The organism is Gilvimarinus sp. DA14, assembly GCF_024204685.1.
GTDB lineage: Bacteria > Pseudomonadota > Gammaproteobacteria > Pseudomonadales > Cellvibrionaceae > Gilvimarinus.
The window spans coordinates 1,807,082-1,823,211 of record NZ_CP100350.1; the positions used below are offsets into that span (position 1 = coordinate 1,807,082).

At 54.2% G+C, this 16,130-nt stretch carries 13 protein-coding genes; 7 read left to right on the forward strand and 6 right to left on the reverse strand.

Annotated elements, in window-relative coordinates:
- Nucleotides 1-214: 214 nt before the first annotated feature.
- From NHM04_RS07975 to NHM04_RS07985, 3 genes are all read right to left on the reverse strand, one after another.
- The gene (locus tag NHM04_RS07975) at nucleotides 215-751 is read right to left on the reverse strand and encodes a peroxiredoxin family protein (RefSeq protein ID WP_254266451.1); all 537 of its coding nucleotides are present in this window, start codon (nucleotides 749-751) and stop codon (nucleotides 215-217) included.
- An 84-nt stretch (nucleotides 752-835) separates the two neighbouring features.
- Nucleotides 836-1,375: a hypothetical protein gene (locus tag NHM04_RS07980; protein WP_254266452.1), complete on the reverse strand. Its 540-nt coding sequence runs from the start codon at nucleotides 1,373-1,375 to the stop codon at nucleotides 836-838.
- A gap of 593 nt (nucleotides 1,376-1,968) precedes the next feature.
- Entirely contained in the window at nucleotides 1,969-3,849 is a 1,881-nt protein-coding gene (locus tag NHM04_RS07985; protein WP_254266453.1) for a choice-of-anchor I family protein, read from the reverse strand.
- 234 nt (nucleotides 3,850-4,083) lie between these two features.
- Between NHM04_RS07985 and ettA the strand changes: the two genes are divergently transcribed.
- The 6 genes from ettA to arfB all read left to right on the forward strand — a co-directional run bounded on the left by ettA (nucleotide 4,084) and on the right by arfB (nucleotide 10,658).
- Nucleotides 4,084-5,748, forward strand: a complete 1,665-nt coding sequence (ettA, locus tag NHM04_RS07990) for an energy-dependent translational throttle protein EttA (RefSeq protein ID WP_254266454.1) — start codon at nucleotides 4,084-4,086, stop codon at nucleotides 5,746-5,748.
- A 78-nt stretch (nucleotides 5,749-5,826) separates the two neighbouring features.
- Nucleotides 5,827-6,375, forward strand: a complete 549-nt coding sequence (locus NHM04_RS07995; RefSeq protein ID WP_254266455.1) for a hypothetical protein — start codon at nucleotides 5,827-5,829, stop codon at nucleotides 6,373-6,375.
- The gene (locus NHM04_RS08000; RefSeq protein WP_254266456.1) at nucleotides 6,372-8,597 is read left to right on the forward strand and encodes a patatin-like phospholipase family protein; all 2,226 of its coding nucleotides are present in this window, start codon (nucleotides 6,372-6,374) and stop codon (nucleotides 8,595-8,597) included. Before NHM04_RS07995 ends, NHM04_RS08000 begins: the two co-directional genes overlap by 4 nt.
- Before the next feature lie 149 nt (nucleotides 8,598-8,746).
- Entirely contained in the window at nucleotides 8,747-9,067 is a 321-nt protein-coding gene (locus NHM04_RS08005; protein WP_254266457.1) for a helix-turn-helix transcriptional regulator, read from the forward strand.
- A 1-nt stretch (nucleotide 9,068) separates the two neighbouring features.
- Nucleotides 9,069-10,133: an alkene reductase gene (locus NHM04_RS08010; RefSeq protein ID WP_254266458.1), complete on the forward strand. Its 1,065-nt coding sequence runs from the start codon at nucleotides 9,069-9,071 to the stop codon at nucleotides 10,131-10,133.
- 111 nt (nucleotides 10,134-10,244) lie between these two features.
- Nucleotides 10,245-10,658 carry an alternative ribosome rescue aminoacyl-tRNA hydrolase ArfB gene (gene arfB, locus NHM04_RS08015; RefSeq protein ID WP_254266459.1) on the forward strand — a complete coding sequence of 138 codons (414 nt, stop codon included), beginning with the start codon at nucleotides 10,245-10,247 and terminating at the stop codon, nucleotides 10,656-10,658.
- Nucleotides 10,659-10,662: 4 nt separating this feature from the next.
- Here arfB and NHM04_RS08020 read toward each other — a convergent pair whose 3' ends face one another.
- From NHM04_RS08020 to NHM04_RS08030, 3 genes are all read right to left on the reverse strand, one after another.
- A complete protein-coding gene (locus tag NHM04_RS08020; RefSeq protein WP_254266460.1) occupies nucleotides 10,663-12,129 on the reverse strand; it encodes an alpha/beta hydrolase in 1,467 nt (488 codons plus the stop codon).
- 65 nt (nucleotides 12,130-12,194) lie between these two features.
- Nucleotides 12,195-13,661: a S9 family peptidase gene (locus NHM04_RS08025; RefSeq protein WP_254266461.1), complete on the reverse strand. Its 1,467-nt coding sequence runs from the start codon at nucleotides 13,659-13,661 to the stop codon at nucleotides 12,195-12,197.
- Nucleotides 13,662-14,053: 392 nt separating this feature from the next.
- Nucleotides 14,054-14,476, reverse strand: coding sequence for a CBS domain-containing protein (locus tag NHM04_RS08030; protein WP_254266462.1), 423 nt, complete (start codon nucleotides 14,474-14,476; stop codon nucleotides 14,054-14,056).
- Nucleotides 14,477-14,818: 342 nt separating this feature from the next.
- Here NHM04_RS08030 and NHM04_RS08035 point away from each other — a divergent pair, with 342 nt between their 5' ends.
- Complete coding sequence (locus NHM04_RS08035; protein WP_254266463.1) at nucleotides 14,819-16,129, forward strand: acetyl-CoA C-acetyltransferase; 1,311 nt, start codon at nucleotides 14,819-14,821, stop codon at nucleotides 16,127-16,129.
- Nucleotide 16,130: the final 1 nt, after the last annotated feature.

Consider the following 16,130-nt stretch of genomic DNA (forward strand, 5'->3'; position numbering starts at 1 on the left):
GAAAAGTTAGACAAATGGTTTACGGAGAATAACAGGCGCTCTAACCGCTAAAATAACCACCGGTGCTAAATCCTATAGCAATGGCCTCACCTGCTTCGCGATAACATTGCCCCCTTGAAAGGTCTCTTGAGACTATTTAGTCAGCTTAGACGCCGGGGTGGGCGTACGCCCAACCCCGGATGCCACGAGTTTATGTGAACCGTCAGGGCATACGCTATTTAGAGAAGGTACCACGGATGGGGTAGTTATTTTCTGGATCGCGTATAAAGCGCAGACCAGACAACAGTATATCTAGATCAGGCCGAGAGAACGGTGCGTTGGTAATTTCGACGATCTGAATCTTACCATCACCATTAATAACGAATAAAGCGGGCTCGGCAAAATTGTGATCAGTTTCCTGAGCATTCCGTGGAGTCGAAATGTACAAACCCAATTGCAACATTTGCTCTTGCGTTAAACCATAGGCCAGAGGAAAACTAACATTTAACTCCTCCTTATGCGCCTTCAGCTGCTGCTCACTGTCAGCGGAAACGGCTATCAGATCAACGCCCAACTCTTGCAAGTCTTCAACATACTGTTCGAGTGAATTCAGGTATTTAGTACAGATAGGGCAATGCTTTCCGCGATACACCACTACCATTTTCCACTCGCGCCCATGTTCGGGCTCACTCAGGTTCACAACTTCACCGCCGCTTAAAGTTGCCTTTATGTTTGGAAAAATACTACCTGCTTGCAGTTTGTCGGTATACATACAGCCTCCAACTCAATCAAAAGAATGGTGTGGACTGCAAAGCAGGTTACGTTCCAGCTTTAAGACCCGTCGCTTTTTTGTGAGCTATCGCCCCATTTGCACAATATCATCAGCCATCAACTGCGCCAGCCGTTTAACATCGGCCAGCTCTTCTTCACTGCCACGCTGAAAGCCGGCAATCTTCATCTGATCGTAAATACCATAATCCAAGGTATAGCTTTCCAGACCAAACACCGCCAACTCCTGTTCGCCGCGAGACGCGATAACTTTATGGCTTACCTTGGGCGTATTTAGCGCTTTGCCGCCGGTGTTATACTCGCGCACAAAATCCACCACGATATTTAAGTCGGCATCAGCTGTGGCTCCATCAGCAAGGGCGCCGCGCGCTTGCAGCTCCTCGCTCAGCGCCTGGGTAAACACCTCGGTAATTTTCGCTTCGGTATTAAAGCGGGTGTCACCGTCGCGCGCACCATGGCCCAAAATTAAATTTACTTCTACCGACTCAATTGCATACTGGGTGCTCTCAGCCTTCAAAGGCGTGGGCTCAAGGGTGTATTGATATTTAGGTGCGCTGGAACAGGCCACCATAAACAAGGCGAATAACATCAACATACAAATGCGCATAACTGACTCCATTCAAACAAAGGGATTTTGCAATCTACCCCATTCATTCAGCCGGCGCAAAACAAGGGGTTAATAAGGGCATAAAAAAAGAGCCGACACAAATGGCTCTTACTTAAGCTTGCCCTCCTCGCAGATACGGGAGATTAATAGACTTAAAGCATTTAAACAAATGCCTTAAGTGTGGAACCGATTGGTTTTTCGCCCGGTTACGACTGAGCCGAGCGGAAGCCGATTTTAGGGGTTGCGCGCTCTGGATGAGCGCGAAAGGTCTAAGCGCACATGGACGTGCGGTTTAGACCGACCGCTAAAATTGGCTGGAGCGAGGGGACCCCGCAGGGGCCAGTTGTTGGGCGAGGTTTTTGGTTACTTTTTGCCGAAAAAAGTAACTCGCAACGCCCGGCGACACGGGCTTATTGAAGGAGAATGGATATTCCAGCATTTTCCAAACAGCAGCTCCTCTAGCCCAGGCTGCTTCCTCAAACAGCGCAATGCACCTTGCGGAAATGACGTAAAAGATTTTCCCATAAGGTAAGTGCCATTCAGAGCCGACACTCTGTGCCGACTCTTTTGTCACAGCGAATAACACTTAACGATTATTCGAAGGTTTGCTCGATAACGTATACCGAGGTAGTGCCACTGACTTCGTTGCCAACCACCAGCAGTGCATCGTCGGTGGGTGAATCCTCGGCCGAGATAAACACCAGGCCTTCAGGCCCTAAATCGCCAGTGCTATCCAATACGCTTTCGGTGTCTTCGGTCGCCCAGTCTTCACGGCTGTTGAGGTAATCCATAAACACCGGTGCTTCGGGGTCGGTTACGTCATACACTAGCACACCGCCCATACGCTCCAGGCCAATAAAGGCAAAGGTTTTTTCGCCAATACTGCCAATAGCCACACCTTCTGGCTCTGGGCCTTTGGCATCGCTGCGACTGTCTTTTTGGTCGCCCTCATCGTGCGCACTATTAAAGTAATCGGCGCAGGGAATGCTTCGATCACTACCCAGCATGCAATCGTCACTGGCAAGGAACTGCTCAATAGCATCGCCAGAGTCCCAAATCAGCTGACCTTCCTCATCCCAAATAGAGAACGAGCGCGCGCCATAGCTGTAGAGGTTGTCGTACATCAAACGGTCGCCCTCGGCGGACTCATTACCGGCGGCATCGAACATAACCGGTGACCCATCGACATTAGCGCGATAACCCATGGTCCAAGTGATGTTTAAACGACCCAGTATGTCGTCTTCACGGCAATCGCCTGCATCACCCGCGCTTGCGCCGCAATAGGCGAAAGTATCGTGATTCAGCAAACCACCGGCGGCGAGCTCGCGCAGCTGCGGAGGTAGATCGTCATTGGCGCGGCGGTCAAAACCATCGGAATGAACCAGGTGTTTAACGCGGAACTCCTCGACAAAACCTTTGCTGGCATCGCCGGCCCAGTAATCGTCGTTATCTTCACCCCAGGCGCGGGCGTCGCCTTCGTTAGCAGTTACCAGATAAGTCATGCCATCAACATCATACGAGGCCATCGCATCGGGCAGGTACAAGCCGCGCACGCCGGGCCAGGTTTTGATATCAATCGGGCCTTCGTCACTCACATCCATGGCATTACCAGAGCCGAAGTTGTTGGCTTCCAAACCATGGTCTTTGTAACCCAGCGGCATAATGTTTTCGACAGTCGCAGAGCGGATGTCGATACGCGCAACTGCGTTATTCTCTTGCAAAACGGCCCAGGCGGTCATGCTGTCGCCGGATACAGCAATGTACTCAGGCTCCAGGTCCTGCGCCACACTGGCCATGGGGCCATAGATACGCACGCCTTGTTCGCGTAGGGTGTCGGCATCGCTGTTAAACCCGGTAAAATCTGCGGTCGCAACCGAAGGGTTGGCCATGTCAGAAACATCGATAATCGCAATCGAGCCTTCCGGATCAATCTGGTAATCGTCACTTGGCTCACCTTCGTTGGCGGCCAAAACATAATGGCCATCAGGGGTGAAGGTCACCATATCTGGCTGCGCCCCCACTCCCACGCTTGAGATCAGCGACAGGTCATCAGCCTTAAACAGAGCCACGGCACCGTCTTCGGTTTTCTCATCCGCTTCAATGGCGAGAGCTACGACGCCGTCGTAGACCGCTACGGAGTTCACTTCCCCGCCAGCCAACACGCTGCCACCATCAAGAGTGTCAATCAGACTGGGGTTAGCCGGATCGGAGAAATCAAGAACGTCGACCATGCCTTTTTCCGCATTCACCACAAAAAGGCGCTGGCTTGCGGCGTCGTAAGCGGGAATTTCGGCGGCGGATTCATCAAACTGACCGGTGGAATAACGCCCTAAAAAGTTCAGCGAGATACTCGCGGGGGTTTCAACCACCGGCGGATTGCCGCCATTTTCTTCATCGCTATCGTCGTCACTGCCACAGCCCACCAGTGCCAAAGCACTGCAAGCGGCCAACATATACGGAAAACTTTTTTTCATCGGTTAGCTCCTGTCGCTCTTGGAATAAGTCGCGCCTGAGCCTAGCGATGCAATGTTACAGGTTCGTGTTTACAATATGACGAGCTGAGCCGAATTGCCCCTTGCAGCCCGAAGTTCGGGCCTAAAAGATTGAATTTACCCCCGCCTTTCGGTAACTTGCGCGTTTTATTCCAATCGGCCGCAAGGCCCTCTCGCCCCCGCCAAAAATCGGGGCGCCAGCACGAGGCAAACCAAATGGCACAGTACGTTTTCACCATGAATCGGGTGGGCAAGGTCGTCCCCCCGAAGCGCGAAATTCTCAAAGACATTTCCCTGTCATTCTTCCCCGGAGCCAAAATTGGCGTACTGGGTTTAAACGGTTCAGGTAAATCCACCCTGCTGCGGATTATGGCCGGCGTGGATACCGAATATAACGGTGAAGCTCGCCCCATGCCGGACATCAAAATCGGCTACCTGCCCCAAGAGCCCGAGCTGGATCCAGCAAAAGACGTGCGCGGCAATGTCGAAGACGGCGTGCGCGAGGCGGTGGATGCGCTGGCCGCGCTGGAGCAAATTTACGCTGACTACGCCGAGCCGGACGCCGATTTTGACGAGCTGGCGAAAAAACAGGCCCGCTGCGAAGACATTATTCAAGCCTGGGACGCCCACAACCTGGATCACACCCTGGAAGTGGCCGCTGACGCCCTGCGTCTGCCGCCGTGGGACGCCGATGTCACCAAGCTTTCGGGTGGTGAACGCCGCCGCGTAGCCCTGTGCCGTTTGCTGCTGTCGCGCCCGGATATGTTGCTGTTGGACGAACCCACCAACCACCTGGACGCCGAGAGTGTGTTCTGGCTGGAGCAATTTCTGCAAAACTTTAACGGCACCGTGGTCGCCATTACCCACGACCGCTACTTTTTGGATAACGCCGCCGGCTGGATTTTAGAGCTGGACCGCGGTCACGGCATTCCCTACGAGGGCAACTACTCCGACTGGCTGGAAGCAAAAGAAAAACGCCTGGAGCAAGAAGCCAAAGCCGAAGCCTCACATCAAAAAGCCATTAAAGCCGAGCTTGAGTGGGTGCGGCAAAACCCCAAAGGCCGCCAGGCCAAAAGTAAAGCGCGTCTGGCCCGCTTTGACGAGCTGCAAAGCCAGGAATTCCAAACCCGCAACGAAACCAACGAAATCTATATTCCACCGGGCGAGCGCCTGGGCGATAAAGTGATCGAGCTGGAAAACGTCAGCAAAGGCTATGGCGATCGCCTGCTGATCGACAACCTGACCATGAGCGTGCCCAAGGGCGCGGTAGTGGGTATTGTGGGCGGTAACGGCGCGGGTAAATCCACCCTGTTCCGCATGATTGCCGGCACCGAGCAGCCCGACAGTGGCACCGTGACCCTGGGCGAGACGGTTAACGTCGCCTATGTGGAACAGAGCCGCGAAAACCTGCAGGACAACCAGACTGTGTGGGAAGCCATTTCCGGCGGCCAGGACATTTTGCGCATCGGCAACTACGAAGTGTCCAGCCGCTCCTATGTGGGCCGCTTTAACTTTAAAGGCTCGGACCAGCAAAAACGCGTGGGCGAGTTATCCGGTGGTGAGCGCGGCCGCTTACACCTGGCAAATACCCTAAAACAGGGTGCTAACGTGCTGCTGTTGGATGAACCGTCTAACGATTTGGACGTGGAAACCCTGCGCGCCCTGGAAGACGCCATTCTCGCCTTCCCCGGCTGTGTGATGGTCATCTCGCACGACCGCTGGTTCCTGGATCGTATCGCCACCCACATTCTGGCCTACGAGGGTGAATCTGAAGTGGTGTTCTTTGAAGGTAACTACACCGATTACCACGAAGACTTTATCAAACGTAAGGGCCAAGACGCCCAACCCAAGCGGATGAAGTACAAGCCGCTGAAAGGCTAAAAAACACCAACGCGCCTACGGGCGCGTTTTTTTTGCGATTCTTTTCTATAATGGCCCCAAATGGATCGGGGACTGACAGTGACAGGATTAGAGCGCGAACTCGCCCTGTGGCACGGCAAAAGCACAGACGCGATACTGCACATCTATCAACGCTATTATCGCGACGCTGACTTTTGCGCAAAGCTGTTGCAATCGTTACCCTCTCCCTGCAACCAGCAGGCGGCCAGCTGGTTGCTCAAGCATTATTGCGAACAACAGGCGTCACTTAGCCCCAGTGAGCTGGACACTCTGTGCCTGCACCTGCCGCGTTTAGCGCATTGGCAAAGCCAACTGCATGTGCTGCAACTGCTGCCGGGCCATAGTTTCAGCCACACCCAGCGCCAGCAGCTTGAGCCTTTTGTCCGCACGGCGATTGGCAGTGAAAACAAATTCGTTCGCGCCTGGGCCTACAACGCCCTGCACGAACTCGCACTCCAGTTCAAAGATTTGCGTCGCGATGCGCTGGACACTATCACCTGCGCGCAACGCGATGAGGCCCCCTCGGTAAAAGCGCGGTTACGCCACCTAAAGACCGCCGCCACGATTTCCGGTAAAGCAGCCGGTACAACTCACGGCAAAACGCCATGATTCGCTGGCTTGTTTTTTTATTATGTGTCTTACCTCTGCTGAGCCATGCCCAGGCAACAGCCAACCGCTGCGACGGGATTGACGATCGACCCTGCGTTGGCTTGGTACTGGGCGGTGGCGGCGCGCGCGGCGGTGCCCATATTGGAGTGCTCAAGGCGCTTGAGGAACAGGGCATACCGGTCGACATAGTGGTGGGTACCAGTATCGGCTCTTTTGTGGGCGCCATGTACGCGAGCGGCAATTCCGCCGAGGAAATCCAGCTTATTTTCGCCCGCGCTAACTGGGACAGCGGCTATAAAGATGCCTTGCCGCGCAGCAAAATACCCAACCGCCGCAAACGCCAGCTGGATGACTTCCCTATTCACTTGGACTTAGGTTTCGACGGCCATTCCCTGCGCCTGCCTCAGGGTGTCTTGCAGGGCCAGGGCATGAAAGACCTTATCGATCAGCTGGTAGGCACTCATACCACCTATGAGAGCTTTGACGATTTGCCCATTCCGTTTCGTGCCGTAGCCGCCGACATAGAAACCGGCAACGAGGTCGTGCTGGCGAGTGGCGATTTAAGCACCGCGCTGCAGGCGTCTATGTCTATTCCGGGGATCGTTCGCCCCATCGAATACCAGGGCCATCTGCTGGTAGACGGCGGCATTGCCAATAATTTGCCCGTCAGTGTGGCGCGCGAGATGGGCGCCGAGGTGATTATCGCCGTAGACATTGGCGCGGCCGCCATGAGCCGCGACGAGCTCACCTCGGGGGTCAGCATCCTGCGCCAGCTGACAAATTTTTTAACGCATAACAATGTTAACCAGCAAAAAGAAACCCTGAGCGAGCGGGATGTGTATATCCATATTCAGCTCGACGATATCGGCATGCTGGATTTTGATCGCGTTGTCGAGGCCGCCGATACCGGCTACACGCAGGCTCAAGCCGCACTGCAAAACAACAGCGTGATTGCCTCGCTCGCGGGCAAGTCCAGTGGCGCACGCAAAGAGTCGTTTCTCGCCAGTGACCAGGCTCTGCGCCTGGACAGGGTACGGCTGATCAATCACTCGCGCCTGGGCGATGATTACATTCTCGACCGCATGGACTTGCGCGCAGGCAATGCTTACACCAGCGACGACATCCATCGCGCCATGCAGCGGCTTTACGGCCAGGGCACCATCGCGCGAGTGCGCACTACTATAAGCCATGACGGTGACGTCAACACACTCAACACCGTAGTGGATGAAAAAGAATGGGGCCCGGGTTATCTGGATTTTAAAATTGCCTTCGAAGACAACCTGGAGTCACAAAGCCGCTACCAGATAGGCGCCAATTACCGCCGCACTAATTTATCGCCCTACGGGGCCGAGTGGTATTCAACCGTTGAATTTGGTACCGAAAAAATTCTTTCCAGCGAACTCTACTGGCCGCTTGGCACCTCAGACTTTTTTCTCAAGGCCGGCGCGCGCTACGACCGCGACATTTACAGCTACCGCGAAAACGATATCGGCTTTGGTGAAATCATCGAAACCGAAGCCGGCGTACTCACCGCAGTGGGCTACAACGTATCCGATAAGCTAGATATTATTGCCGGCCCGTTTTACGCCGAAGGTGAGTTAAAGCTGCCGGATTTACTCAGCCAGGCCTCCGGTGTGGTGAAAATTGACTACCGCCAAAAGGGTGCCCAATTAAACCTGGACTTTGACAACCTGAACCACCCCAACTTTCCCAGCCGCGGCTGGAAATATCAGCTTACGCTACGCCGCTCGGAATTCTCTTTTACCGGTCAGCAGGACGATGCAACCCAGTTAGAGTCGGTATTAATTGGGGCGGCTTCAATGGCACGCCATAGCCTGCGCGCCGAGCTGGAGCTTAACAGTACTTTTAACGACGACCCTCTGGCCGTCACGGGATCCTACAGCTTGGGTGGTTTCCTTAAGTTATCCGGTAATAATCCGGATTTTATCTCCGGCCAACACACCCGCTTTATGAGCCTGGTGTACACCTACCGCCTGGCCGACGGTAACTACCGCATTTTGAATATTCCCCTTTATCTGGGCGGCTCGCTGGAGGCAGGCAACGTCTGGAGCAAACGCGAGAATATTGATTATGCCGAACTAATCCATTCCGGCAGCCTGTTTCTCGGTTGGGACAGCCCCCTCGGCCCCGCCTATCTGGCGTGGGGCAAATCCGATACGGGCAACCAAAGCGCCTATGTCTTTATGGGCGTAACCTTCTAAGATTGCTGCCCCTAGAGGCTCGCCTGCTGACAAATCTTTACTCCCCGGTACCAGCGCAGCCCATCTAGCAACTTGTATTTCGTATTTTCACGAAATAAGATTAGGAAGAACACGAAATTCGATTGCACAGGATATAGCCACAAGAAATTATGCCACCCGATGACCTGAACGAGACCATCAAAGCCCTGGCCCACCCGCTGCGGCGTGAAATACTGTGCTGGCTCAAGTGCCCGGCGACACACTTTCCCGACCAGTTGCACTCGTTTGAGCTGGGAGTATGCGCCGGGCAGCTGCAGCAAAAGTGTGGTTTATCGGCCGCCTCTACCTCTGCGCATCTTGCTGTGCTCAGCAAAGCCGGTCTTATTCAGTGTCAAAAACACGGTCAGTGGCATTTTTACCGTCGCAATGAAACGTCAATCGAGAGTTTTTCCCAGGCCATTCAAGCCTATCTATCCCCCCAGGAGATGTAACATGGCAAGCCTATTCGACCCTCTGCAGCTCGGTGAGCTGTCTCTCAACAATCGTATTATTATGGCGCCCCTTACCCGCTGCCGCGCCAGCGAAGGCCGGGTTCCCAATGCCCTGATGGCTGAATACTATCGCCAGCGCGCCAGCGCCGGGATGATTATCAGCGAGGCCACCAGTGTCACCCCTATGGGGGTCGGCTATCCGGATACCCCTGGTATTTGGTCCGACGAACAGGTAGCAGGCTGGCAGCAGGTAACCCAGGCCGTGCACGCCGAGGGAGGCAAGATACTGCTGCAACTGTGGCATGTAGGGCGGATCTCAGACCCGATTTACCTCAACGGCCAGCTGCCGGTCGCCCCCAGCGCCCTCAAACCCGCGGGGCACGTGAGCCTAGTGCGCCCTATGAAAGACTACGAAACGCCGCGCGCGCTGGAAACCGACGAAATCAGCGATGTTATTCAAGCCTTTAGAGTGGGCGCTGAGAATGCCAAACGCGCCGGCTTTGACGGTGTTGAAATTCACGGCGCCAATGGCTACCTGCTGGATCAGTTTCTACAAAGCGGCACCAACCAACGCACCGATGCCTACGGAGGATCGCTGGAAAATCGCGCCCGCTTGATGCTGGACATTACCGATGCGGTACTCAGCGTTTGGCCGGCTGGGCGCGTAGGCATGCACCTGGCGCCGCGCGGCGACGGCCACGATATGAGCGATGCCAACCCCGCCGAGACTTTTGGTTATATTGCCAGTGAACTGGGCAAGCGCGGCCTGGCGTTTATTTGTACGCGCGAGCACGAAGCCGAAGACAGCTTGGGCCCGAAGCTTAAAGAACAATTTGGCGGCGTGTATATTGCCAACGAAAAGTTCGACAAAGCCAGCGCCAACCGTTGGCTAAAAGAAGGCAAAGCGGATGCAGTCGCGTTTGGGGTGCCCTTTATCGCCAACCCGGATCTGCCCCGCCGACTGCGCAAGGACGCCGAGCTAAACACGCCACGCCCCGAGCTTTTCTATGGCGGCGGCAAGGACGGCTATACCGACTACCCGAGCCTGGAAACAGAGACTGCCTGACATTTAGCGCTTAAATGCAAAAGCTACCGGCCTCATCACACATCGGTAGCTTTTGTTGCCCAGCCATATCCGTCGTTTCGACGGCGCGGCAATCTGCGTTATAATTCGGTCATGTTGAAAATCAGCAATACTGTCACCCTTGCCGACTGGGAAATCGATTTGCAGTTTATTCGTGCCCAGGGCGCGGGGGGACAAAACGTCAATAAAGTCTCCAGCGCGGTACATCTGCGCTTTGATATTAACCGCTCTACCCTGCCTGCGTATTACAAAGAAAGATTGCTTGCGTTTAACGACCAGCGTATTAGCAAAGAGGGCGTCATTGTGATTAAAGCACAGCAATTTCGCACTCAGGAAAAAAACATTGACGATGCGCTAAACCGTTTAAAAGATTTGATTGTAAAAGCGGGCTATCAGCCCAAAAAGCGCAAGCCCACCAAGCCCAGTCGCAGCTCGCAAAGAAAACGTATGGACAAGAAAACCCAGCGCGGTCAAATTAAACGCATGCGCGGCAAGGTAGATCTTTAATTCATCACAATCCGTTTACAAAACCCACCAGATCGTAATAGTACTGTGTGATCGGTTGTCCGTAGGCCACCTGAATGCGTGCCCCTATGCCATTGTTTTCGTAAGCCTCAATCATGGGTAGCGAAAAATTGGGTAAGTGCACCAAGTCATACGCCCCTGGGTCACCCGCATCCGGGCAGTGCTTTAAATCATCTACCGTCAACTTGTGTTCGGACAAATCCACCAGCTCATCAGCGTAATAAAGCCCAAGCTTAGGCGAGTTTGTATCCACTAAGCCAAATGCATGACCGTACAGTTGTAAGTTGCCATAGTCTTCAAGATACGAGTAATAACAGTAATAAGCATTAAGCTCGCTGGGGGTTGTTGGGGTGGGCGCTTCCAGATAGTTGTTTCGAATCCAGGTGGTCGAATAAGTGGTCGAGGCATCGTAACCCCACACCCCAGCCACCTTGGAAGACTCGCGGGCGACAGGATCCACACTGCCAATGTTTTGCAACTCCCGCATCCCCGTATAAACCGCCAAACCACCGCCGAGGGATGTCCCGGCCAGTACGATACGATTGCGATTGATATTAAACTCGTCGGCATAGTGTTTAAAAAACTGCACCGCTCGTCCCATATCATCTTTCGCCACCGGGCTCTTGTTGGCATCAACTTCCTTGAGCGGATGACGAAAGTCTAGCGCCGCCACAGCGTAACCGCTGTCCAGTAAAAACTCGATTGCCAACGCCTGATCGACGCGAAAAATCTCTTTAGTTTTGTTCGCTGGATGTCCCAGAATAATCAGCGTTTTGGCCGCGCTTGAATCAATTTTTCCCGCTGCGGCAGGGTAATAGTAATCAAAGGTTAGGTTATTGATATGAGCCGAGGCGGGCTCACCTCTCGGGCCGGGAAAGTCAGGGCTGACCCGATAGCTGTTTTGCCAAGGCTGATCGGACGCGAAAAATATGTCGCGATAAAATGCACAACTGTAAGCCATGCAACCACTGTAATTGTAGCCATCATTAAGCGCCGATGTATGCACATAGTGGCTGTCGAGCGTCTCACGGGTAACGCGCGTTTGCAGGTGCACGGTATCGCAATACTGGCGGTACTTATCCTCTAACCGAGTGATATCACCAATGCAAATCTCAAGAGTTTGATACTCTCCTACAGCACGCGCCAGGGAGCTGGGGTGGTTAACCCGCCAGTCGATTCCCGCCGCTCCGCCCGGAGGAGCGAGTTTGGCGACGTATGCGTTGTTGATATACACATAGTGATATTGAAACGTCAGATCGGCCGGCGGATTCTCAGGCAAAACCACATCGTAGCTAAACTTAAACGCCGAGTGTGGCGGTATTTGCGCGTAACCGTCGACGACTGGCGAGCCATCGACACTTTGAAAACTCACCTCTGTCGCCAACACAGACTGCGCACAGACAACAACCCCCAAAATACAAAATAACCGCTTACCGCACGTGCTTTTTGTCATTCGCTTTGACTCCTAAACCCTGGATTAAAATCCCTGTAACAGACCACCCAATGCGCGCCTCTTGCTTACGGCGGCAAACTATTGATAAAACCCACCAGCCCATAGTAGTAACTGGTAATGCTCTGCCCGAAGGCGGTAGAGGCGCGATGACCAATACCGGCCGCCTGATAAGACAGCACCATCTGCTCGCCGTAGTTCGCCAGATGAATCAGATCGTAGTTGCCGGGCGAGGTGATCGTGGGGCAAGCCAGCAAATCATCCACGCCCAACTTGCCCATCGACAAATCCGCCGGGTGCCCCATATAGCTCAAACCAATGTAGGGCGAGTCGGTGTCTACTTCCCCGAGGGCGTAACCGTATTTATGATAGTTGCCACCATCGTCCAGCTCGGGGTAGTAGCACAGGTAGGCGTTTTCGCTATCAGGCGCACCCGGCACTGGGGCCTCGAGGAAGTTTTCGCGAATCCAGTTCGGCGAAAAAACGGTGGTAGAGTCCAGCACCCAGACCCCGGAAGGACGAGAGGTCATTTGCTGCACCGGATCGCTGGACTGAGGATCGGCTAACTCGCCATAGGCTGAATGCACAGCCACTCCGCCACCTAGCGAATTGCCGGTCAAAACTATTTTGGTCGGATCTATGTTGAGAGTCGCGGCGTAATAGTGCAGAAACTGCACCAGCTTGGCCATGTCCTTCTTGCCCAGCGGGTTATTAAATTCGTCCAGCTCTTTGAGTGGATGGCGAAAATCCGGTACCGCCACGGCATAACCAAGATTGAGCAAAAACTTTAAAATACTGGCGCTGCCCAGGCGAAAGGTTTCTTTGGATTTACTGGCAGAGTGGCCCAGCACGATCAGTGGCTTGGGGGCAGTACTGTCTATCTCGCCGTCCGCGGCACTGTTTGGGTAGTAAAAATCAAACGTCAGGTAATTGATGTGTGCCGACGCCGGCTCGCCCTTGGCGCCTGGAAAATCCGGCGAGGTGCGATAGTCATTAACCCAAGGGTCGGCGCGTGCAAAGAAAATGTCGGCGTAAAAGTGACAGTAATAGGCCGAATCGCATTTTTCGTAGTCCTGTCCGTCATTGAGGGTTCTGACATCAACGCGTAAATCAGACAGGGTGTCCAGACTGACTTCGCCGCGTAAAGTAATCGCGTGACAATACTGCAAAGGCTTGTCAGCTATATTGGAAATATCGCCGATACAAACTTCCAGTGTTTCTGTTTCGCCAGTGTAAAGTTGTAGCACAGCCGGGTGATGAATTTTCCAATCCACTCCAACCACTGTCGCCCCAGTGTTGCGCTTTGCCACATAGGAACCGTTAACGTAAAAATAGTGGGCACTAAAAGAGAGCTCTGGCGGCGGAGCCGATGGCAGCGCAACATCGTAGTACACATTAAAGCTACTGCGAGGCGTTACCTCAACATAACTGTCTGCCACAGCGCGATCATCTACCGTATGTATATTGACTTCAGAAGCCGCACACACGCCGCTTGCCCAAGCCAGCATTAAGCTGCACCACACTAACTTTCTCATACACCTCGCCCCGCCCGATTGAGATCGGGAGTATTTGTATCCGCTGATGTGAAAGCTCAACAAGCCTGTGCACGAAATGCTTGGCGTAGCCGCACAGTGAGCATAATTGTGGGTACAATCTAGTTAGTATTTTGGCTGAAGCTGGCAGAGAGAAACCTGCCCAAAGGAACGTGTTGCTGCGATTACTATGCTAATACAAGCCGAGCGACATCCGCCAGAGGCGCGTCAGCTGTTTTATAGAGTTTAATTTTATTAGCACCCCTGTGCTTACATTGCGCCAATCTATAAGACAAAAACTGGCTCAAAAGAAGGCGAGTAGCCACCAAAGCTCAGAAAAAACATGGACGGGAGGGGCCGCTCTTTGGAGCGACCCGACCGCCGATAAGCCTCTGCTAGTGGTATAAACGACTGGCGTTGGTAACGCGTTTACTGAGATCTGCACTCTGGCTGTGAGCGGCAATGTCACTCAGACTAATGACGCCGACAAAGTCTTTATTGCTGGGATTGTTCAACACCACCAGCCGCTGTACCTGCTGATCCTGCATACTTTGCAGTACCTCGGCGGGGCTGTCGTCCTCGTAACAGTAAAGCACCTTACCACTGGCAATCTTGCCGACCTGCTCATCGGGGCTTTTGCCCTCGGCCACAGCGCGAATCGCAATGTCCCTGTCAGTGACAATACCGACAATTTTTTCGTTGTGGGCGATAGGCGTGAAGCCTCGGCCCGTGTCGCGCATGCGCTCGGCAGCTTCGCGAATAGTCGCTTCCTGCTCCAGATATTCGGGACGTTCAGTCATCATATCGCGTACTTTCATACATACCTCCTGATTCTTCGGGGAATCTATATCGATTGAGACAATGAAACCCACCAGTGGCTACGCAACACCTGTACCAGGCCACCCAGGCGGCACCTGCGCTCTTGTCAGAGCCGACTGAGGCCTATTGCGGTTGCAGAAATTGCACTTGCCTTCAGGTGAATTCGCAACATTTGCAAAGCGGACTTAAAAATACGCTTTGCCTGCCAGAAAACGCTGTGCATACTTTATGCTTAACACAGTACAGCAGTCAGCATTAAAAGGTATTTACTGCCATACTCAGGGGCCTGCGACATCTGTAACGCAATCCCGACCCATAAGCGAACAACAAAAGGATGACTTATGAGTTCTCTTGATCAGTCCTCTTCCGGCGGTGGCCGCCCAGTGTATCTGGTTGACGGCGCCCGCACCCCTTTCATCAAAGCGCGAGGCAAGCCTGGCCCTTTTACCCCGGTAGACTTAGCCGTGCAGGCGGGCCGCTCCCTGCTGCTGCGCCAACCTTTGCCCAAAGACGCTTTTGACCAAGTCATACTCGGTTGTGTAAACGTTGTTGCCAGTGAGATGAACCCAGGTCGCATTGCGGCGCTGCGGCTCGGGCTGGCAGAGACCATTCCCGCCTTTACGATGCAGATCAACTGCGGCTCGGGCATGCAATCGGTGGATACCGCATACCGCTACATTCGCGAGGGCCGGCAGGATTTAATTCTGGCCGGAGGGGCCGAAGCCCTCAGCCACGCGCCATTAATGCTAACGCCCGCCGCCACCGAATGGCTCGCCGAGCTTGGCCTTGCGCGCTCCATGGGCGATAAACTCAAGCATTTGGCAAAATTCAAACCTGGTTATATCAAGCCCGTTATCAGTCTGCAGCAGGGGCTGACCGACCCGGTGGTGGAACTCAATATGGGGCAAACCGCCGAGGTGGTTGCCAACCTTTTCGGCATCAGCCGCGAACAGGCCGACGACTATGCCGCCAGCAGCCACCTGCGTTTGGCCAGAGCGCAGGAAGAGGGCTATCTGGACGATGAAGTCGTGCCCCTCTACGCCCCCGACGGTAAGGTGTATACCTTCGATGACGGTGTGCGTCCCGATAGCACCGCCGATAAACTGGCTAAGCTCAAGCCCGTTTTCGAGCGCCCCTACGGCAAGGTCACCGCGGGTAACAGCTCGCAAATTACCGATGGCGCCAGCTGGCTGATTCTGGCCTCGGAGGAGGCGGTGGAAAAATACGGACTCACGCCCAAAGCGGTCATCAAAGACAGCGAGTGGTCTGGCCTGGAGCCAGAAATCATGGGCCTGGGCCCGGCGGTAAGTGCCGGACGCCTGGCACAGCGCAATAAAATGACACTGGACGACATTGAGCTGCTGGAGCTCAACGAGGCCTTCGCCGCCCAGGTGCTCGGCTGCCTTGCCGCCTGGGAGGACGCCGACTTCTGCCGCGCGGTATTCGACTCAGAACCACTGGGAAGGTTTAACCGCGACCGCCTCAATATCGACGGCGGCGCGATCAGCCTGGGCCACCCGGTGGGCACCAGCGGTAACCGTATCGTGCTGCATTTAATGAATGCGCTGCACCGCCAGGGTTTAAAGCGCGGTATTGCCACTCAGTGTATCGGCGGCGGGCAGGCCGGCGCCATGTTAATTGAAACCGTGTAGG